At 59.7% G+C, this 19,378-nt stretch carries 18 protein-coding genes; 11 read left to right on the top strand and 7 right to left on the bottom strand.

The genetic code is table 11. From position 1 onward, the window contains the following. The first annotated feature begins 187 nt into the window (after positions 1 to 187). The 3 genes from VY732_RS05185 to VY732_RS05175 all read left to right on the top strand — a co-directional run bounded on the left by VY732_RS05185 (position 188) and on the right by VY732_RS05175 (position 3,838). Entirely contained in the window at positions 188 to 1,000 is an 813-nt protein-coding gene (locus tag VY732_RS05185; RefSeq protein ID WP_077571258.1) for a cytochrome C assembly family protein, read from the top strand. Positions 1,001 to 1,012: 12 nt separating this feature from the next. Further along, a complete protein-coding gene (locus tag VY732_RS05180; protein ID WP_331694841.1) occupies positions 1,013 to 2,254 on the top strand; it encodes a transporter associated domain-containing protein in 1,242 nt (413 codons plus the stop codon). 267 nt (positions 2,255 to 2,521) lie between these two features. Then, positions 2,522 to 3,838: an MFS transporter gene (locus VY732_RS05175; protein WP_331694840.1), complete on the top strand. Its 1,317-nt coding sequence runs from the start codon at positions 2,522 to 2,524 to the stop codon at positions 3,836 to 3,838. 120 nt (positions 3,839 to 3,958) lie between these two features. Here VY732_RS05175 and purT read toward each other — a convergent pair whose 3' ends face one another. The 5 genes from purT to VY732_RS05150 all read right to left on the bottom strand — a co-directional run bounded on the left by purT (position 3,959) and on the right by VY732_RS05150 (position 7,426). Beyond that, complete coding sequence (purT, locus tag VY732_RS05170; RefSeq protein ID WP_016986367.1) at positions 3,959 to 5,140, bottom strand: formate-dependent phosphoribosylglycinamide formyltransferase; 1,182 nt, start codon at positions 5,138 to 5,140, stop codon at positions 3,959 to 3,961. A 100-nt stretch (positions 5,141 to 5,240) separates the two neighbouring features. Continuing rightward, positions 5,241 to 5,708 (bottom strand): VUT family protein, encoded by a 468-nt coding sequence (locus VY732_RS05165; protein WP_116028693.1) that lies wholly within the window; start codon positions 5,706 to 5,708, stop codon positions 5,241 to 5,243. Positions 5,709 to 6,045: 337 nt separating this feature from the next. After that, positions 6,046 to 6,258 (bottom strand): DUF1289 domain-containing protein, encoded by a 213-nt coding sequence (locus VY732_RS05160; protein ID WP_331694839.1) that lies wholly within the window; start codon positions 6,256 to 6,258, stop codon positions 6,046 to 6,048. Then, positions 6,255 to 6,779 carry a gamma carbonic anhydrase family protein gene (locus tag VY732_RS05155; RefSeq protein ID WP_331694838.1) on the bottom strand — a complete coding sequence of 175 codons (525 nt, stop codon included), beginning with the start codon at positions 6,777 to 6,779 and terminating at the stop codon, positions 6,255 to 6,257. Before VY732_RS05155 ends, VY732_RS05160 begins: the two co-directional genes overlap by 4 nt. A gap of 47 nt (positions 6,780 to 6,826) precedes the next feature. Continuing rightward, positions 6,827 to 7,426, bottom strand: a complete 600-nt coding sequence (locus VY732_RS05150) for a CoA pyrophosphatase (protein WP_077571253.1) — start codon at positions 7,424 to 7,426, stop codon at positions 6,827 to 6,829. Positions 7,427 to 7,573: 147 nt separating this feature from the next. Between VY732_RS05150 and VY732_RS05145 the strand changes: the two genes are divergently transcribed. From VY732_RS05145 to nagE, 7 genes are all read left to right on the top strand, one after another. Then, a complete protein-coding gene (locus VY732_RS05145; RefSeq protein WP_331694837.1) occupies positions 7,574 to 8,125 on the top strand; it encodes an NUDIX hydrolase in 552 nt (183 codons plus the stop codon). Between the two features lie 87 nt (positions 8,126 to 8,212). Further along, complete coding sequence (locus VY732_RS05140; RefSeq protein WP_331694836.1) at positions 8,213 to 8,728, top strand: L,D-transpeptidase family protein; 516 nt, start codon at positions 8,213 to 8,215, stop codon at positions 8,726 to 8,728. Positions 8,729 to 9,011: 283 nt separating this feature from the next. Then, entirely contained in the window at positions 9,012 to 9,743 is a 732-nt protein-coding gene (locus tag VY732_RS05135; RefSeq protein ID WP_077571250.1) for a GntR family transcriptional regulator, read from the top strand. A gap of 56 nt (positions 9,744 to 9,799) precedes the next feature. After that, complete coding sequence (nagA, locus tag VY732_RS05130) at positions 9,800 to 10,906, top strand: N-acetylglucosamine-6-phosphate deacetylase (RefSeq protein ID WP_123594928.1); 1,107 nt, start codon at positions 9,800 to 9,802, stop codon at positions 10,904 to 10,906. Then, positions 10,887 to 11,909, top strand: coding sequence for an SIS domain-containing protein (locus tag VY732_RS05125; protein ID WP_110721222.1), 1,023 nt, complete (start codon positions 10,887 to 10,889; stop codon positions 11,907 to 11,909). Before nagA ends, VY732_RS05125 begins: the two co-directional genes overlap by 20 nt. 135 nt (positions 11,910 to 12,044) lie before the next feature. Next, positions 12,045 to 14,558, top strand: coding sequence for a phosphoenolpyruvate--protein phosphotransferase (gene ptsP / locus VY732_RS05120; protein ID WP_331694835.1), 2,514 nt, complete (start codon positions 12,045 to 12,047; stop codon positions 14,556 to 14,558). Between the two features lie 23 nt (positions 14,559 to 14,581). Further along, complete coding sequence (nagE, locus tag VY732_RS05115; protein WP_331694834.1) at positions 14,582 to 16,327, top strand: N-acetylglucosamine-specific PTS transporter subunit IIBC; 1,746 nt, start codon at positions 14,582 to 14,584, stop codon at positions 16,325 to 16,327. 49 nt (positions 16,328 to 16,376) lie between these two features. Here nagE and VY732_RS05110 read toward each other — a convergent pair whose 3' ends face one another. Both VY732_RS05110 and VY732_RS05105 read right to left on the bottom strand, forming a co-directional pair. Further along, positions 16,377 to 16,676, bottom strand: a complete 300-nt coding sequence (locus VY732_RS05110) for a hypothetical protein (protein ID WP_331694833.1) — start codon at positions 16,674 to 16,676, stop codon at positions 16,377 to 16,379. Positions 16,677 to 16,902: 226 nt separating this feature from the next. Further along, entirely contained in the window at positions 16,903 to 17,265 is a 363-nt protein-coding gene (locus VY732_RS05105) for a DUF6124 family protein (protein WP_331694832.1), read from the bottom strand. Positions 17,266 to 17,756: 491 nt separating this feature from the next. On the opposite strand from VY732_RS05105, the gene VY732_RS05100 reads away from it, so the two are divergent. Continuing rightward, a protein-coding gene (locus tag VY732_RS05100; protein WP_331691757.1) for an IS3 family transposase occupies positions 17,757 to 18,940 on the top strand; the annotation gives its coding sequence in 2 pieces (ribosomal slippage) (positions 17,757 to 18,021 and positions 18,021 to 18,940; 1,185 coding nt in all). Positions 18,941 to 19,378 lie beyond the last annotated feature (438 nt).

Raw genomic sequence — 19,378 nt, 5'->3', positions numbered from 1 at the left:
GTAGACCGGGATAATGGCGGCCCAGACCGGAATCAACATGTGCTCGGCGAGCCTGCGGCGTGGGCAGGTCGCGGATTATAGCGAAGACTGCGCCCGGCGGACACCTCGCTGTCAGCTTCCTGAGTCTTTCGTGCCATGGCGGTTCTATGCCAAACTCAGCCCCTTTCGGGCCTGCCTAACAGGATTTATGCTCCCCTTGTCACCCAGTTTATTGACCACCCTCGCCGCCGCCCTTCTGTATGCCGCTGCGACCCTTTATCAGAGCACTCGTCTGGCCACTGGCGCCAAGGCGAACAAACGCCTGCTGGTTAGCCTCGGCGCTCTCGCCGTGGCGGCCCACGCCGCGAGCCTGCTCACGCATTTGCTGACGCCAATCGGTCTGGGCCTGGACTTCTTCAGCGCCTCGAGCCTGATCGCGGCGGCGGTGATCGCCCTGACGTTGATCGCCTGCTCGCGGATCCCGGTGGAAAACCTGCTGGTGTTGCTGTTCCCGCTCGGCGCAATCACCGTGCTGCTGGCGCAGTTCGCGCCGACCGGCACGGTGCAGATCATCGATGAAGAGCCAGGCATCCTCGCGCACATCCTGTTGTCGATCCTCGCCTACGGCATGTTCACCATCGCGGTGTTCCAGGCCTTGTTGCTGCTGGTGCAAGACCACCAGCTCAAGCACAAGCACCCGTCCGGGCTGATCAAGAACTTCCCGCCGCTGCAAACCATGGAAAGCCTGCTGTTCGGCTTCCTCTGGGCCGGCTGGACGCTGCTGTCGCTGTCGCTGATCTCCGGCTGGCTGTTCGTCGAGAACCTGTTCGCCCAGCATCTGGTGCACAAGACCTTGCTGGCCTGTCTGGCCTGGATCGTCTTCAGCGTGCTGCTGTGGGGTCGTAATCGTCTCGGCTGGCGCGGTCACAAGGCGATTCGCTGGACCCTCGCCGGTTTCTGTTTGCTGATGTTGGCGTATTTCGGCAGCAAACTGGTTCGTGAATACATCCTGCACATCTGACGGGCGGCATAAATGGACGGTTTGCCCTTAGGGCCGATGCTCGCGGTATTTGTCCTGCTGATTTTGTGGTCAGGGCTGTTTACCGCCGTCGAAATCGCGCAACAGCACCTGCTCGCGCAGCGCACCGCCTCGCGCGCCAGCGACAAACCGCTGGCGAAGCTGAGCTTTCCGCTCGACAGCCTGATTCTCTGCAATACCTTGTGCCGTGCGCTCGCTGTGGTGATTGCGACGCTGCTGGCGATTTTTCTCTGCGAAGAAAACGGCCCGTGGGCGGCATGCCTCGGTGCGGGTGCGATCCTGCTGGTGTTTGCCGATTACTTCCCGCGCACCGTCGCCCAGCGTTATCCCGACGCAGTGCTGGCGTTCGGCAATACCTTGCTTGCCGTGCCGTTGAAGATTGTTTATCCGTTTGCCTGGCTGTTCAGCCGTATCAGCGGTTTGCTGATGAGCCCGTTTGCCCGCAAAGTTCAGGTCGTACAGCAAAGCGAAGATGACTCGCCCGCCGATCGCTACGACGATCCAGAGCATCCGGTTCGCGCGCACCCGGTTTCCGGCATTCATGCGCTGGACAACATCACGGTGAACGACATTCTGGTGCCGCGCAGTGACGTCGACGGCATCAACCTCGACGATTCGATCGAAGAGATCATCGAACAACTGCGGCATAACAAACGCACGCGCCTGCCGGTGTTCCATAGCGACATCAACCAGGTTGAAGCGGTGCTCAACACCTGGCAGATCCGCCACCTGCTGAACAACGGTGATCTGACCCGCGAAGCACTGCTGGCGGCCAGTTACGAACCGTATTTCGTGCCGGAAAGCACGCCGCTGCAACTGCAACTGCTGAACTTCCATAAACAGCAGCGGCGGCTCGGCATGGTGGTCGACGAGTACGGTGAAGTGCTCGGCATTGTCACGCTGGAAGATATTCTCGAAGAAATCGTTGGCGAATTCGAAAGCGAGCACAGCCTCGATAATCCGCACATTCATCCGCAGGGCGACGGGCGCATGGTGATTGATGGCACCGCGTCGATCCGCGAATTGAACAAATGCCTCGGCTGGCATTTGCCGAGCGATGGTCCGAAAACGCTGAATGGTCTGGTGACTGAGGCGTTGGAGACGATTCCGGAAAGTGCGGTTTGCTTGAAGATCGGGCGTTATCGGCTGGAGATTCTTGAAACTGAGGAGAACCGGGTGAGCAAGGTGTTGATCTGGCATACCTCTTCTGTTCCAGCCCTGGTGCCTGCCAGGTAAAAGATCAAAAGATCGCAGCCTTCGGCAGCTCCTACCCTGCGATCTTTGCTCTTGTTTGATTGTTAGCCCCCTTCCTATAATCGAATCAGCTTACCCAAGCCCCGCCGAACCTTGTGCTTACCCCGCACACAACAGGTTTCGGCTATTTCCGCTGTACTCCGGCGACTGTTCCTACCTGCAACAGCGACCGCGCCTCATCCCACATCCCTGGGTGTTCGACCATAATAATTCGCTCCCACGGAGCTCATGACTGTCAGGGATCACCGCATGACAACCAGTACCGCTATCAGCGACACCACCCCTGCCCAACCGACCAACTCCGCCACCCGCGTGGCGACGGCGAGTTTTATCGGCACCGCGATCGAGTTCTACGACTTCTATGTTTACGCCACCGCGGCTGCGCTGGTGATCGGGCCGGTGTTCTTCCCACAGACATCCGGCACCGCACAGATGCTTTCGGCGTTTCTGACCTTTGGCATTGCCTTCCTCGCCCGACCGCTGGGCTCGGCACTGTTCGGCCATTTCGGTGACCGCATCGGGCGCAAATCGACGCTGGTCGCTTCACTGCTATTGATGGGCGTGTGTACGACGCTGATTGGCGTGCTGCCGGGTTACGCCACCATCGGCGCCTGGGCACCGATTCTGTTATGTGTGCTGCGCTTCGGTCAGGGCTTGGGATTGGGTGGCGAATGGGGCGGTGCCGCCCTGCTCGCCACGGAAAACGCGCCGAAAGGCAAACGTGCCTGGTTCGGCATGTTCCCGCAGCTCGGCCCTTCGATTGGTTTTCTCGCCGCCAACGGTTTGTTCCTGACCCTGGCCATGACGCTCGATGACGAGCAATTCCGCAGTTGGGGCTGGCGTATTCCGTTTCTGCTCAGTGCGGCGCTGGTGATGGTCGGTCTGTACGTGCGATTGAAGCTGCACGAAACGCCGGTGTTCGCCAACGCCATCGCCCGTCAGGAGCGGGTAAAAATCCCCTTGGTCGAGCTGTTCAGCCAGTATTGGGCACCGACATTGCTGGGCGCGGCAGCGATGGTGGTGTGCTATGCGCTGTTCTATATCTCGACGGTGTTTTCCCTGAGCTACGGGGTTTCCACACTCGGCTATAGCCGTGAGACGTTCCTTGGGTTGCTGTGCTTCGCTGTGCTGTTCATGGCCGCCGCTACGCCATTGTCCGCGTGGGCCAGCGACCGTTACGGGCGCAAACCGGTGCTGATCATCGGCGGCGTGCTGGCGATTCTTTCCGGGTTTCTGATGGAACCGTTGCTGACTCAGGGCTCGACCTGGGGTGTGGCGCTGTTTCTGTGCATCGAGCTGTTCTTGATGGGCGTGACGTTTGCGCCGATGGGGGCACTGTTGCCTGAGTTGTTTCCGACCCACGTGCGTTACACCGGTGCTTCGGCGGCGTATAACCTGGGCGGCATTGTCGGGGCCTCGGCGGCGCCGTTCTTTGCGCAGAAACTGGTGGCGATGGGGGGGCTGAGTTATGTCGGCGGGTATGTGTCGGCGGCGGCGGTGCTGAGTCTGATTGCGGTGCTGTGCCTGAAGGAAACGAGGGATAACGATCTGAATCGGGTTGCCTGACAGAAGATCAAAAGCTTCGCGAGCAGGCTCGCTCCCACAAGGTTTTGGGGTTGGTCACAGATACTGTGTTCACCCAATCCCATGTGGGAGCGAGCCTGCTCGCGAATGCCGCGACTCGGTTTACAGCTCTACAACAACAGCCTGAGCAGCACGAGTCGCCTTGGCACGAGCAGCCTCGATCGACTCATCCCGCGCCAGCGCCACGCCCATGCGACGCTGACCATTCACTTCCGGCTTGCCAAACAGACGCAACGCCGTGTCCGGCTCGCTCAACGCAGCTCCCAGATTGGCGAACGCCGTCTGAGTCGACTGCCCTTCCACCAGAATCACCGCCGAAGCCGATGGTCCGAACTGACGAATCAGCGGCACCGGCAGGCCCAGAATTGCGCGAGCGTGCAGGGCGAACTGCGACAGATCCTGCGAAATCAGTGTGACCAGGCCGGTGTCATGCGGACGCGGCGAGACTTCGCTGAACCACACCTGATCACCCTTGATGAACAGCTCAACGCCGAACAGACCACGACCACCCAGCGCTTCAGTCACCGCTTTGGCAACACGCTCGGACTCAGCCAGGGCAATCGGGCTCATGGCTTGCGGCTGCCAGGATTCCTGATAGTCGCCCTTCTCCTGACGGTGACCGACCGGCGCGCAGAACGTGGTGCCGCCGATGTGGCGCACGGTCAGCAGGGTGATTTCGTAGTCGAAATCGATAAAGCCTTCGATGATCACCCGGCCTTTACCGGCGCGACCGCCCTCCTGTGCGTAATCCCAGGCTTTCTGCACGTCATCGACGCTGCGCAGCAGGCTCTGGCCTTTGCCCGACGAGCTCATTACCGGTTTGACGACGCAGGGGAAACCCAGGTCTTCAACGGCTTTGCTGTAATCCTCGAAGGTGTCGGCAAAGTGGTACGGCGAGGTCGGCAGGTCCAGCTCTTCGGCGGCCAGACGACGGATGCCTTCGCGGTTCATGGTCAATTGCGCAGCGCGCGCGGTCGGGATCACGGTGAAGCCTTCGGCTTCCAGTTCGACCAGGGTGGCGGTGGCGATGGCTTCGATTTCCGGCACGATGAAGTGCGGTTTCTCGGCTTCGATCACCGCGCGCAGAGCGGCGCCGTCGAGCATGTTGATCACGTGGCTGCGATGGGCGACTTGCATGGCCGGCGCGTTGGCGTAACGGTCAACGGCGATCACTTCAACGCCCAGGCGTTGCAGCTCGATCACCACTTCCTTGCCCAACTCACCACAGCCACACAGCAATACGCGGGTCGCGGTCGGCGACAATGGAGTTCCGATACGGGTCATCTCAGGTCCTCAAAGAAGCGGATCATCGAGGAAAGCAACGCCAGACGCGCTTTCCATGGGGAGAAAGCGCGGCATTTTACATGAACCTGAGGGTTTGGCTTCAGCCGGCGACGGCCTGTTTACGCTCACGCCAGGCCATGATCAGCCACACGGCGGTGACGCCGGCGAATTTCGACAGCAGAGCAGTAATGATCACCGGCGGCGTCAGCAGGTCGATCATGCCGAAGAAGATGAACGTATCGATGGGAATGCTCAGCGCCGAACTGATCCACAAGCGGTCGCGCAATGGGCGCTTGGTGATGCTGAATACCAGCCAGTCGATGATTTCCGACACCGCGAACGCCGTGGCGCTGGCCAAAGCGATGGAGGGATCGGAGGTTACGTAGGACAGCACCAACGCCGCCAGCATAGCCACCAGCGCACCGTGGCCGAAACGGGTTTGCACCATGTCGCGCAACACGAACACCAAGCCGCCCCAGGCCGACCAGATGATGTCCAGGTGCGGTGCGGTGGAAAAGGCGAAGTTGATCAGCACGACGCTGCTGATGTAGGCGATGAGGAAAATCATGGAGGCGACCTGGCAGATTGGCGCACAGATTACTGGACCCGCAGATCAAGAGCCACCCCTTCACCCCCGCCCTCTCCCCAAGGGGGCGAGGGGGAAAGGGAGCAGATCTTCGTTGAATCGAATCCCGAGTTCGACTGGAGAACGCAGGCCGGTACGGACCGAACAATCAACCCGGTCATTCCCTCCACCTTCAGACGAGGGGAAAGGGAGCCGATCGGGGGCTTTCCAAAACCTGAGTTCCACGCGGTATTTTCGGGTCGGCGTGACTCGTCCAAACAACCCGGTCAGTCCCCTCTCCCTCCGGGAGAGGGTTAGGGTGAGGGCCATCCCAAGCCGATCACGACTTCGACGACGGCATCATCCAAACCAACCCACTCGCCTTCGCCCGCTCATGACACAACCCCAACACCACCCGGCGCTCGTCGTTGGTCATGCGACCCCAGCGGGTGATTTCCTCGACCGTACGCTGGCAGCCAGTACAGATGTCAGCCTCATCCAGCGCACAAATATTCACGCACGGCGAGGCTACAGGTCTTTCTGGCGTGTTCATTGTTCCTGCTCAACCAGATCGCGCGCATAACGCTGCGAGTTATGCACATAGTGCGCGGCGCTGGCCTCAAGCATCTTTTTCTGCGGCTCGGTCAGCTCACGCACGACTTTGCCCGGCGAGCCCATCACCAGCGAACCATCGGGAATTTCCTTGCCCTCGCCGATCAGCGAGTTGGCGCCGATGATGCAGTTCCTGCCGATCTTCGCGCCGTTGAGAATCACCGCATTAATGCCGATCAGGCTGTAATCACCGACCGTGCAGCCATGCAGCATGGCGTTATGGCCGATGGTCACGCCGGTACCGATGGTCAGCGGAAAGCCCATATCGGTATGCATCACCGTGCCATCCTGCACATTGCTGTTCTTGCCGATCAGGATCAGTTCGTTATCGCCACGCAGTACGGCGTTGAACCAGACGTTAGCGCCCTCTTCCAGTTTGACCTTGCCCACCAGCACGGCATTGGGGGCGACCCAGCTCTGCGGGTGGGTCTCGACACGGGCGTCGCCCAGGCGGTATTTCATCTTGTTTTCCTCAGGGCTCACGGTGTGATGGCCATTCGAGCGATGGCTTAGGTGTCAATAAAGCTTTTCGGTGGTTGATGCAGACTGATCTTGGCGTCATAGAGCAGATTGATCAACTCGACGATCATGATCGCGGTCAGGCCCCAGATCTTGAAATCGCCGTAGCGATAGCTCGGCACATACCAACTGCGGCCCTGATAGTCGATGCGATGGGTATGCTCGCGAGGGTCTTTGCGGAAGAATTCCAGCGGCACGCTGAAGACCGCGGCAATCTCGGCATCGTTGGCGCGGTATTCGACAAAATCGGGAATAACGCCGACATAAGGCGTGACCTTGATGCCGTGCAGGGAGATCAGTGGGCTGAGCGGGCCGATGACTTCGACGAGTCCGGGCGGCAGGCCGATTTCTTCTTCAGCCTCACGCAGCGCGGTAAAGATCAAATCCGGGTCTTCCGGATCGCGGCGCCCACCGGGGAAGGCGACTTCGCCGCCATGGGTCGAGAGCCCGCTGGCACGCAAGGTCAGCACCAGTTCCGGTTGGTCACTGCGGGTGATCGGCACCAGAACGGCGGCCTCGGGGAAACGTGTGTCGGTCTCCAGCGTGCGCGGTGTGTGGTTGCTTACCCTATGCAGTAGCTCGTCCAGCATGAGTGTTCTCGATCAGTGCCTTACCCTGCATCATGCACCAATCATTGCGAGCGCCCAAGCCCCCGAAACCCGTCGTGTCGCGAAACGACAACTTGCCGACCGACACCGCTGCACGCCAAGATAGGCGCAGCATTCAGGAAGCCCAGCATGAAATTTTGCAGCCACTGCGGTAACCCGGTCACCCAGCGCATTCCCGAAGGCGATTCGCGGCTGCGATTTGTCTGTGACAGCTGTCAGACCATTCACTATCAGAACCCCAATATCGTCGCCGGCTGCGTGCCGACCTGGGGCACCAAAGTGTTGCTCTGCCGTCGCGCCATCGAGCCGCGTCTCGGTTACTGGACGTTGCCCGCCGGATTCATGGAGAACGGCGAGACCATCGAACAGGCCGCCGTGCGCGAAACCGCCGAAGAAGCCTGCGCCCGCGTGCGCAACCTGAGCATTTACACGCTGATCGATGTGCCGCACATCAGTCAGGTGCATGTGTTCTTCCGTGCCGAACTGGTCGATCTGGACTTTGCCGCCGGCCCCGAGAGCCTCGAAGTGCAACTATTCGACGAAGCCGACATTCCCTGGGATGAGCTGGCTTTCCGCACGGTGGGGCGTACCTTAGAATGCTTCTTCGCTGATCGGCGTGTTGAGCTGTATCCGGTTCGTTCGGAATCGATTCCGCCGCTCGCTCAGCCTGCCATTACTTGATTTCGTCGCCGGCCAGCCGATAACCCGAGCACGTCTGCACAACACCTATAAATCATGTATCTGCTTCATTCCTGGGGAATCGTTTCAATGCGCTGGTTGCTTGCCCTGTTCTGCCTGTCGTTCGTTACCGTCTCCCAAGCGTCATTCGTGACCACCGTGACGCCTGCGAATACCCCGCTCATCGAGAAAATCCTGGTACTCAAATCGGCGCATCAACTGCAACTGATCGCCGATGGCAAGCCACTGAAGACCTATCGCATTTCTCTGGGCAAAGGCGCGAAAAAAGGTCCGAAACTGATAGAAGGCGACAAACGCACGCCGGAAGGTTTCTATTGGATCGACTGGCGCAAGACCAGCGACAAATTCAATCTGTCGATGCACATCTCCTACCCGAACATCAGCGATTCGGCCCGCGCCCGACGTGAAGGCGTCGAGCCCGGCGGGATGATCATGATCCACGGCACGCCGGATTCGGAAGAAACCCCGGAAGACCTGTTCCACACCCTGGACTGGACGGACGGCTGCGTCGCCATGCGTAACGTCGACATGCGCGAAGTGTGGAATCTGGTGCCAGACGGCACGATGGTCGAAATCCGCCCTTAACCAGCGACCGCTGGTCACCCGCAAAAAAATAAATCAAAAGATCGCAGCCTGCGGCCGCTCCTACAGAGGTGATACCACTCTCAACTGTAGGCGCTGCCGCAGGCTGCGATCTTTTGTTTTTTACAGGCCACCACTAATACCACTTGAAACCATACCCCCTGAAACCCGCCATCCTACTGGGCCAAAGCCCATTTTCGCGCGTTGACATGGTATTCAAGTGGTATTAATTTCCGCCCCACAAGCGAGCCACAACAATCCTATACTCGCGACGGAAATGCCCTACATGAACGACCTCCATACCCTACGCCCGGACGACTCCCAGCCGACGCCGCTGTACCTGCAGCTGGCGCGCAATCTGGAAGCCGCGATTCATGCCGGGCAGTGGAAGTCCGAGCAGGCGATGCCCTCGGAACGCAACCTCAGCGAGCAACTGGGCATCTCCCGAGTGACTGCGCGCAAGGCGCTGGAAGTCCTCCTCGATCAAGGCTTGATCCGCCGCTTGCAAGGCTCCGGCACCTTCATTACCCCACGCCTCGAACAACCGCTGTCGCGCCTTTCGGGCTTCAGCGAAATGCTCCGCCTCAAGGGCTTCGTACCCAGCTCGCACTGGCTGGAACGTGAAATCACCCTGCCGACTCACGAAGAACTGATCCGCCTCAGCCTGTCGCCGAACGACAAGGTCGCGCGCATGAAGCGTCTGCGCAAAGCCGATGACACCGTTATGGCCATCGAGATGAGCACTCTGCCCGCCTCGATCATGCCCAAGCCGCAACGGGTCGGCGATTCGCTCTACGAATACCTCGACGGCATCGGCAAGCCGATCGTCCGCGCCCTGCAGCACATCCAGGCGATCAACGCCTCGGACGAGTTCGCCGCGCTGGTCGGCATCGCCCCCGGCACCGCGATGCTGCTGATGACCCGGGTCGGTTATCTGGAAGACAACACACCGATCGAAGTCACCGACACCTATTGCCGCAACGACTACTACGACTTTGTTGCAGAGCTTCGTAGATAAAGAGCTTCGTCGATAAAGAGCTGCGTCGATAAGCGCAGCCACAAGCGAGAACCAAAATGTCCGAAGACAACATCCTCACCGCCAGCGGCTGGATTCGCGGCCGGCTGATCCACGAACACGGCAAAGTCGTGTCGATCGAAGGCGTACCCTGCGATCCGGCAACTAATGATCTGCCGTATCTGCTGCCCGGTTTCATCGATCTGCACGTCCACGGCGGTGGTGGCAAAGACATCATGGAAGGCGCCAGCGCCTTCGAGACCATCACCAGAACCCACGTGCGCTTCGGCACCACTTCGCTGCTGGCCACCACCATGACCGCGCCGAGCGCCGAGATCTCCAGCGTGTTGAAGGAAGTCGGAGAGTTCTGCGAACAGCGTCCGAAAGGTGCCGCGCGGGTCCTCGGCGTCCACCTCGAAGGCCCATACATAAACCCCGGCAAACTCGGTGCGCAACCGAACTTCGCCCACACCGCATTGATGGCCGAAGTCGAAGAATATCTGGCACTGGCGCCGATCCGGGTGATCACCATCGCCCCGGAAATCGCCGGCCACGACGGTTTGATCCGTGAGCTGAGCAGCCGTGGCGTGCGCATGCAGATCGGCCACACCCTTGGCAGCTACGAGGAAGGCGTCGCTGCAATGGAGGCCGGCGCGACCAGTTTCACCCACCTCTACAACGCCATGAGCCCGCTGCATCACCGCGAACCGGGCATCGTCGGCGCTGCGCTGGCCCACGCCAAATTCGCCGAGCTGATTCCGGATTTGCTGCACGTGCACCCCGGCGCCATCCGCGTGGCCCTGCGCTCGATCCCGTGCCTGTATTGCGTGACCGATTCGACCGCTGCCGCCGGCATGCCCGACGGTGAATACAAGCTCGGCAGCCACACCGTGACCAAATGCCTGGGCGGCGTGCGCCTGCCCGACGGCACCTTGGCCGGCAGCACCCTGACCATGGATCAAGCCCTGCGCAACCTGGTGAAGATCGGTTTGCCGATCGCCGAAGCCTCGCAGCGCCTGTCGCAATTCCCCGCCGATTACCTCGGCATCACCGAACGCGGGCGCTTGCAACCGGGTGCCTGGGCCGACTGCGTGCGGCTGGATCGCTCACTCACACTGACCGCCGTCATGGTCGAAGGAGAAGACATTGACTTCAAAAATGCTTGAGGAGGCGCTGTCCTCGTTCGAGGCTGTGCAAGCCCAACTGCAACAGCTCGACCCGCAAATGATCGAGATCGCCGGGCGTCTGCGCCGTCAGCCACCGCAAGTGGCGATGACCGTTGCGCGCGGCAGCTCCGACCACGCGGCGAGCTACTTCGCCTACCTGACCATGCAGCAACTGGGCGTGCCGGTGGCGTCGTTGCCGATGTCGGTGGTGACCATGCAGCAGGCGCCATTGAAGGTCAGTGGTCAGGTCGCGTTCGCCTTTTCGCAATCGGGGCAGAGCCCGGATCTGGTCAACAGCCTGCGTCTGCTGCGCAAGCGTGGCGCGCTCAGTGTGTCGATGGTCAACGCCGCCGATTCGCCACTGGAAGCGGCGTGTGAATTCAGCGTGCCGCTGCTCGCCGGCACTGAAAGCAGCGTCGCCGCGACCAAGAGTTTTATCGCCACCCTCAGCGCCAGCGCTCGTTTGATCGCGCACTGGAAAGAGGACAGCGAATTGCTTGAGGCCGGTAACGCCCTGCCCGAAGGCCTGCGCGAAGCGGCGAAACAGGACTGGAGCGTGGCCATTGAAGCCCTGCGCGATTGCGAGCGCTTGATGGTCATTGGTCGTGGTGCCGGTTTCGCCATCGCTCAGGAAGCGGCGCTGAAATTCAAGGAAACCTCGGCGATTCAGGCCGAAGCGTTCAGCAGCGCCGAAGTCCGTCACGGCCCGATGGCGCTGATCGACGAACACTATCCGTTGCTGGTCTTCGCCCCACGCGGCGCCGAGCAGGCTGGTCTGTTGAGTCTGGCGGCAGAAATGCGTCAACGCGGCGCCCGCGTGTTGCTGGCCGCGCCGGACGACGTGAGCGAACGCGATCTGACCCTGACCCGCGCCGAGCACCCGGCCCTCGATCCGATTCTGGCGATCCAGAGTTTCTACGTGATGGCCGCCGGTTTGGCCGTGGCCCGTGGCATGGACCCGGATCAGCCGCGCCACCTGAGCAAAGTGACCCGCACGCACTAATTGAAGCAAGCCTGTAGGAGCTGCCGAAGGCTGCGATCTTTTGATTTTGATCCAAAAAAACAAGATCAAAAGATCGCAGCCTTCGGCAGCTCCTACAGGGACATCGAACCGAGATTTAACCGATGAGACCGAGCCATGCACAACAACAATAAAGAGCTGACCCTCAGCGCCCCGCTCAGCGGCCCGGTGCTCACGCTCGCCAAAGTCCCGGACGCGGTGTTCGCCAGCGGCGCGATGGGCGACGGCATTGCCATCGACCCGATCAACGACACCCTGTACTCGCCGTGCGCCGGAGTGATCATTCACGTCGCGCGCACCGGTCATGCGCTTACTGTACGTGCCGATAATGGTGCGGAGATTCTTCTGCATCTAGGCCTCGACACCGTTGAACTGAACGGCGAGGGTTTCTCGATGCTGGTCAAGGAAGGTGTTCGCGTAACCAAGGGTCAGCCGTTGTTGCGCTACGACCTCGACAAGGTCGGCCAGCAATGCAAAAGCCTCGTCAGCCTGTTGATCCTGACCAACAGTCAGGATTTCCAGGTACGCCCGATCACGCTCAAAGCGGTGAAGGTTGGCGAGCCGTTGCTGCACATTATGGCGCGCAACGGTTCGGCGGCGAGCGCTGAAGTCGTCGGCGGGCCGGAGGTTCATGGTCATGTGCTGGTGGCTCATCGCGGTGGTTTGCATGCACGCCCGGCCGCGTTGATTCGGCAGACTGCGCAAGGTTTCAAGAGCCAGTCTCAGCTGCACTTCGCCGGTAAATCGGCGCCGTGCAACAGCCTGATCGGCCTGATGGGCCTGGCGGTTGGCGAGCAGGATGAAGTGCAGGTCAGCTGTCAGGGGCCGGATGCCGAAGCGGCGTTGCAAGCATTGCTCACAGCATTGGCCACGGCGCTCCCGGATGATCATCACGCTGCGGCGCCGGTCAATGTTGCCGCTATTAAACGCCCGGCCGAAGCTGGCGTATTACACGGTGTCTGCGCTGCGCCAGGACTGGTCGGCGGGCCGCTGTTTCGTTTGAACGCGATCAGTTTGCCAACGGATGCGGGCAACCATGATCCGTTACAACAACTGCAGGCGCTCGACACTGCACTGAATCAGGTGCGCAGTGAAATCGACGGCACCCTCGCCCAAGCAAAAAAGCACAAGAATGCCGACGAAGAAGCAATCTTTGCCGCGCATCTGGCACTGCTCGAAGACCCGGCGCTGCTCGACGCTGCACAGCAATCCATCGAGCGAGGTTCTGCGGCGACTCACGCCTGGAGCCAGTCGATCGATGTGCAATGCGAAGTCTTGCAACACACCGGCAGCGCGCTGCTGGCCGAACGCGCCAACGATCTGCGCGACCTCAAACAACGCGTGCTACGTGCGTTGCTCGGTGAGGCGTGGAATTACGACGTGCCGGCCGGCGCCATCGTCGCGGCGCATGAGCTGACACCGTCGGATCTGCTGCAACTCAGCGCGCAGGGTGTCGCCGGGTTGTGCATGGCCGCGGGTGGCGCGACTTCGCATGTGGCGATTCTGGCGCGCGGCAAAGGGCTGCCGTGCATGGTGGCGCTGGGTTCGGCATTGCTTGATCAGCCGCAAGGTCATTCGGTGGTGCTCGATGCTGACGGTGGACGTCTCGAACTGACACCGAATGCCGATCGTCTGGCTGAAGTTCAACAGATGCAAATTGATCGCCAGCAACGTCGCGACGCGCAGCAGGCCAAAGCTCACCTGCCAGCCGAAACGCGAAATGGCGTGCACATCGAAGTCGTCGGCAATGTCGCTTCCAGCGGTGAAGCGGCAGATGCCTTTGCCAACGGTGCCGATGGTGTCGGCCTGCTGCGCACCGAGTTTTTATTCGTTGATCGTCAGACCGCTCCGGACGTCGAAGAGCAACGCAGCGCCTATCAAGCCGTGATCGATGCGATGGGCAACAAGTCAGTGATCATCCGCACCATCGACGTCGGCGGCGACAAACAACTCGACTACCTGCCGCTGCCGATCGAAGCCAACCCGGTACTCGGCCTGCGCGGCATTCGCCTGGCTCAGGCGCGTCCGGAAATCCTCGACCTGCAACTGCGCGCGCTGCTGCAAGTCAGCCCGCTGCGTCGCTGCCGAATCCTGTTGCCAATGGTTACCGAAGTCGATGAGCTGCTGCACATTCGTCAACGCGTCGATACCTTGTGCATCGAACTGGGCGTGAGCCAGCGCCCGGAAATCGGCGTGATGATCGAAGTCCCCGCCGCCGCGCTGCAGGCCGAACAACTCGCCGAACACGCTGACTTCCTCTCGATCGGCACCAACGATCTGTCGCAATACACCCTGGCCATGGACCGCGACCACGCAGGTCTGGCCGCCCGCGTCGACGCCCTGCACCCGGCGCTGCTGCGCCTGATCGCCATGACCTGCGAAGGCGCGGCAGTGCACAAGCGATGGGTTGGCGTGTGCGGCGCCCTCGCCTCTGATCCGCTGGCGACGCCAGTGTTGATCGGTCTGGGCGTTACCGAACTGTCGGTCAGCCCGGTGCAGATCGGCGAAATAAAGGATCGCGTGCGCCAGGTGCACGAGGCCGAGTGCCAGCGCCTCAGCCGCGACCTGCTCAAGTTGAGCAGCGCCGCCGCCGTGCGCCATGCCTGTCATCAACATTGGCCTCTGCGCTAACAAAAACAACAAGGACAAACGCCATGTACCAACTCTTCATTGAAGGCCTGCAACGCCTTGGCCGTGCGCTGATGCTGCCGATCGCAATCCTGCCGATTGCCGGCTTGCTCCTGCGCCTGGGTGACACCGACCTGCTGAACATCGCGATCATCCACGACGCCGGCCAAGTGATCTTCGCCAACCTGGCGATGATCTTCGCCATCGGCATCGCCGTCGGTTTCGCCAAGGACAACAACGGCACCGCCGGCCTCGCCGGGGTGATCGGTTATCTGGTGATGATCTCCACGCTGAAGGTGCTCGACGCGAGCATCAACATGGGCATGCTCGCCGGCATCGTCAGCGGCCTGATGGCCGGCGCGCTGTACAACCGCTTCAAGGACATCAAGCTGCCGGAGTATCTGGCGTTCTTCGGCGGACGACGCTTTGTGCCGATTGTCACCGGGTTTGCAGCGGTCGGCCTCGGTGTGGTGTTCGGCTATATCTGGCCGCCAATCCAGCATGGCATCAACAGCTTCGGCGCCTTGATGATGGAAAGCGGCAGCCTCGGCGCGTTCGTGTTTGGTGTGTTCAACCGCCTGTTGATCGTCACCGGCCTGCACCACATCCTCAACAACATGGCGTGGTTTGTGTTCGGCAACTTCACCGACCCAACCACCGGTGCGCTGGTAACCGGCGACCTGTCGCGCTACTTCGCCGGCGATCCGAAGGGCGGCCAGTTCATGACCGGCATGTTCCCGATGATGATCTTCGGTTTGCCGGCGGCGTGTCTGGCGATGTACCGCAATGCCCTACCGGAACGCCGCAAGGTGATGGGCGGGATTTTCCTGTCGATGGCATTGACGTCGTTTTTGACCGGGGTGACTGAGCCGATCGAATTCGCCTTCATGTTTCTGGCGCCGCTGTTGTATCTGCTGCATGCGCTGCTGACCGGGTTGTCGATGGCGATTACCAATGCGTTGAACATCCACCTCGGCTTCACCTTCTCCGGCGGTTTCATCGACATGGTGCTGGGTTGGGGGCGTTCCACCAATGGCTGGCTGGTGATTCCAGTCGGGCTGGCCTATGCCGTGGTGTATTACGCGGTGTTTGATTTCTGTATTCGTCGCTTCAATCTGAAGACGCCGGGGCGCGAGGATGTAGCGGTCAGTGAAAAAGCCGTACTGACTGAGAACGAACGCGCCGGTGCTTACATCAAGGCATTGGGTGGGGCGGAGAATTTGGTCACCGTTGGCGCCTGCACTACGCGGTTGCGACTGGAGATGGTCGATCGCAACAAGGCGTCGGATGCTGAGCTGAAAGCGCTGGGTGCGATGGCGGTTGTGCGTCCGGGCAAGGGTGGAAGTTTGCAGGTGGTTGTCGGGCCGATGGCGGACAGTATTGCCGATGAGATTCGCCTCGCCATGCCTTCACTGGGGCGTGCGGTTCTGGTTGAAACAGCTGGTGTTGCTGATGAGCCGAAAGCTTTTGTGGTCGCGAGTTCGGAAGCGCAGCAATGGCTGAATGCACTGGGTGGCGGCGACAACGTGCTGCAACTGGATTGCATTGCCATGAGCCGGATTCGCTTGTTGCTGGCAGATGGCAAGGCTCTGTCCGACGCGCAGTTGAAAGAGCTGGGTTGTCAGGGTGTCAGCCAGTTGGAGGGTGGGGTTTGGCACTTGTTAGTGGGTGACAAAGCTGCGAGTTTGAGTGGAGCACTTGAAGCTCTGCTCAATCGTAGTGAGCCAAGTGCGAAGGTTTTACCCGCAGTAAAAATCCAACAGTCTTACTGAGCCATGAAAAGCCGCCGGGCTATCAAGCCCGGCGGCTTTTTTTATCGTGTTACTTCGCTGCCGAAACGATAAAACTACGCACCGGTGAAGTACCAGCGCTTCCTTTGGCCGTAATCGAATGCATACCCTGCATCAGACCCGTCAGGAGCAAAGCCCAGTATCCTTCAACACTGGCGATTACTTGCCCCTTCAAAACAGCACCGTCTAAGATTTCAACTTTTTCTCCGGTAACTGCAAACCCGCTCAAGTGCACAGAAGTTGCCGAGGTGGCGCCACCGTTGGGAATCTCCAAGCCCTTATCGTCTTTCACAGAGGTGATTGTTGGCACACCATTTTTTTCAACAGACATAGCTAAGTTCCTTCTTACCAGCTTTGGATGGAAGGCTTATCTGACAGGAGTTGGAGGTATCGCGCCACTGTCAGAAATTACAGGTTAAGGAGTGTTTCCGATGAACGCTCAACGCCACATCTGCCACTGAGATTGGGCCACTAACGTCAATCTGCACAGTCATGCGCTTGAGCAGGCTCGCCCCTATCCAAATGGGGCGAGCCTGTTTGCGATGTCTCCGTATAGATCAGGTTTGCGGGTCTACCCGATCCAGAACGCGATTTACCGCCAGCTCGGCAAGCATGACGATTTGCTGGATGCCTAATACGGTGCTGCGCTGAGAACCGTTTAGCTCATTGGCGAAGTTGCCGGACGCGGTACTTGCCGAGGCTAATGACTCGCAAGCGTGGACGAGCAGGCTTTCGGTGTCGACCTCTGGGCAAACCATGAACATGGTGCTCGGTCGGCGAGGCTTTGCGGGTTCGGGGCACAGGTAGAAGTCGAGGGCGCGTTTGATGGCTTCGCGGTTTCGGGCCTGGTCTTCGGCGCGGAGGGCTTCTTCGAGTGGGGTTTTGGTTTCGTGGGGAGGGTCGGGGATCAGTTTGTCCAAAGTTCAACTCCTGCTACTGCAAGTGGTGATGCCATCGTTCGCCGGATCTCACGCGGCGAAGAGGTGGCAGCTATGTGCAGGGTGAGATCCACCGGAGCAGGCAACCGGCCAGACCGAAGTCTGCCCGCACACAGCCGCCATAAAACAGGCAGCAGATTGAGCTGGCGCCAATTATCGTGGTGTTGGCGCTAGTTGCAAGCATTCCGGGGATCTCACGCCCGGTCGCTGAATTGGCAGCGACAGGCAAAGACTAGAGAGCGGGCGTCCGACGGACAACCTGAAAACCTTGTGGGAAGGTTCTGGCTATTCGACACTTCATTAAACAGCCAAAAGCAAACCCTCACCCTAGCCCTCTCCCAGAGGGAGAGGGGACTGACCGGGGGGGTTGGTGGATGTTCGCCGACGTGAAATACCGAGTCGAATTCAGTGCAGTGGTCTAATTTCCCCGGACACCCCGATAGGTGGAAAATACATCTATCGAGGAGTTATTCATGACTAAAAAACGCAGGGCATTCGACGACAGCTTCAAGCTGCAAGTCGTGAAGATGATCAAGGATCAGGGACTGACCGTTGTGCAGGTTTGCCAAGATCTGAACATTGGTGAGACAGCCGTTCGACGCTGGGTGCAGCAATACGAGGCAGAGCAACTGGGGCAGGCCGGAATCGGCAAGCCATTGACGGCGGAACAGCAGCGCATCCGGCAATTGGAACAAGAAAATCGGCAGCTCAAGATGGATAACGACATCTTAAAAAAGGCTACCGCCTTCTTTGCCCGCGAGCTGAAGTAAGGTATCGACTGGTTCGGCAGCTGCAACAGAAGGCTTACTCAGTGGCACATGTCTGTCGGTTGCTGAGCATTAGTCGTTCAGGCTTCTATGAGTCTCAGAAGCGTGCCGATGCGCCTGTGCGGCAGAGTTGTCCTGTTCTTGTGCAACTCAAGGCGTCTTTCGCCGAGAGTGGAGGCTGCTACGGCAGCCGCCCTTTGCGCGACGCTTTGCGCGGTAAAGGCATGCTTGTCGGGCTGTATAAAATCCGTCGATTGATGCGGGCTAACGGACTGCGTTCAGCCTGGAAGCGCAAGTTTGTACACACAACCGATAGTAATCATGACCTGCCGATTGCAGAGAATGTACTGAACAGAAAATTTGATCCAGTAGCGCCAAACAAGGCCTGGGTAGCCGACATCACCTATATCCGCACCCGCAGTGGCTGGTTGTATCTGGCCGTAGTATTGGACTTGTTCTCGCGCAAGATAGTGGGCTGGTCGATGGCTCCGAACATGCCGGCAGAGCTGGTGTGCACCGCGATGCAACTGGCTATCGCGCAGCGTCAACCGCCACCAGGCTTGATTGCCCACTCAGATCGGGGCAGTCAATACGCAAGTGCAACTTACAGAGAGTTACTGGCAAGAAACGACATGCAGCAGAGCATGAGCCGTAAAGGTAATTGCTGGGACAATGCGGTGATGGAACGCTTCTTCCTGAGTTTGAAAATGGAGCGGGTATGGCGACGTGACTACGCCAACCATGCTGAAGCGATCCGCGACATCACCGAGTACATCGTTGGGTTTTATAACAACGAACGGCTGCACTCGAAACTGGGATATCTGCCACCGACCGTCTATGAGCGGGCGATGGCGTCAGAACCACCTATCGAGGTGTCCGGAATTAGTTGACCACTGCACAGATTCTGAAACAGATCAAAAGCCCCTCACCCTAGCCCTCTCCCAGAGGGAGAGGGGACTGACCGAGGGGTTTGGTGGATGTACGCCGACGTGAAATACCGAGTCGAATTCAGATTCTGAAACAGATCAAAAGCCCCTCACCCTAGCCCTCTCCCGAGGGAGAGGGACTGACCGAGGGGTTTGGTGGATGTACGCAGACGTGAAATACCGAGTCGAATTCAGATTCTGAAACAGATCAAAAGCCCCTCACCCTAGCCCTCTCCCGAGGGAGAGGGACTGACCGAGGTGTTTGGTGGATGTACGCCGACGTGAATACCGAGTCGAACTCATATCCTGAAAAGCCCAAAAATCGGCCCCCTCTCCCTCGGGAGAGGGCTGGGGTGAGGGGCAGCTCCAACACAAATCAAAAGCCGAACACCCCGTGCTCCT

The sequence above is a fragment of the Pseudomonas sp. ZY71 genome (assembly GCF_036542145.1).
GTDB classification, from domain to species: Bacteria; Pseudomonadota; Gammaproteobacteria; order Pseudomonadales; family Pseudomonadaceae; genus Aquipseudomonas; species Aquipseudomonas koreensis_A.
This window is presented reverse-complemented; position numbering and strand designations above follow the sequence as displayed.

Excerpts from the sequence above, each read along its gene's own strand:
- VY732_RS05185 (WP_077571258.1), top strand. The coding sequence starts at position 188 with ATGCTCCCCTTGTCACCCAGTTTATTGACCACCCTCGCCGCCGCCCTT.
- VY732_RS05180 (WP_331694841.1), top strand. The coding sequence starts at position 1,013 with ATGGACGGTTTGCCCTTAGGGCCGATGCTCGCGGTATTTGTCCTGCTG.
- VY732_RS05175 (WP_331694840.1), top strand. The coding sequence starts at position 2,522 with ATGACAACCAGTACCGCTATCAGCGACACCACCCCTGCCCAACCGACC.
- purT (WP_016986367.1), bottom strand. The coding sequence starts at position 5,140 with ATGACCCGTATCGGAACTCCATTGTCGCCGACCGCGACCCGCGTATTG.
- VY732_RS05165 (WP_116028693.1), bottom strand. The coding sequence starts at position 5,708 with ATGATTTTCCTCATCGCCTACATCAGCAGCGTCGTGCTGATCAACTTC.
- VY732_RS05160 (WP_331694839.1), bottom strand. The coding sequence starts at position 6,258 with ATGAACACGCCAGAAAGACCTGTAGCCTCGCCGTGCGTGAATATTTGT.
- VY732_RS05155 (WP_331694838.1), bottom strand. The coding sequence starts at position 6,779 with ATGAAATACCGCCTGGGCGACGCCCGTGTCGAGACCCACCCGCAGAGC.
- VY732_RS05150 (WP_077571253.1), bottom strand. The coding sequence starts at position 7,426 with ATGCTGGACGAGCTACTGCATAGGGTAAGCAACCACACACCGCGCACG.
- VY732_RS05145 (WP_331694837.1), top strand. The coding sequence starts at position 7,574 with ATGAAATTTTGCAGCCACTGCGGTAACCCGGTCACCCAGCGCATTCCC.
- VY732_RS05140 (WP_331694836.1), top strand. The coding sequence starts at position 8,213 with ATGCGCTGGTTGCTTGCCCTGTTCTGCCTGTCGTTCGTTACCGTCTCC.
- VY732_RS05135 (WP_077571250.1), top strand. The coding sequence starts at position 9,012 with ATGAACGACCTCCATACCCTACGCCCGGACGACTCCCAGCCGACGCCG.
- nagA (WP_123594928.1), top strand. The coding sequence starts at position 9,800 with ATGTCCGAAGACAACATCCTCACCGCCAGCGGCTGGATTCGCGGCCGG.
- ptsP (WP_331694835.1), top strand. The coding sequence starts at position 12,045 with ATGCACAACAACAATAAAGAGCTGACCCTCAGCGCCCCGCTCAGCGGC.
- nagE (WP_331694834.1), top strand. The coding sequence starts at position 14,582 with ATGTACCAACTCTTCATTGAAGGCCTGCAACGCCTTGGCCGTGCGCTG.
- VY732_RS05110 (WP_331694833.1), bottom strand. The coding sequence starts at position 16,676 with ATGTCTGTTGAAAAAAATGGTGTGCCAACAATCACCTCTGTGAAAGAC.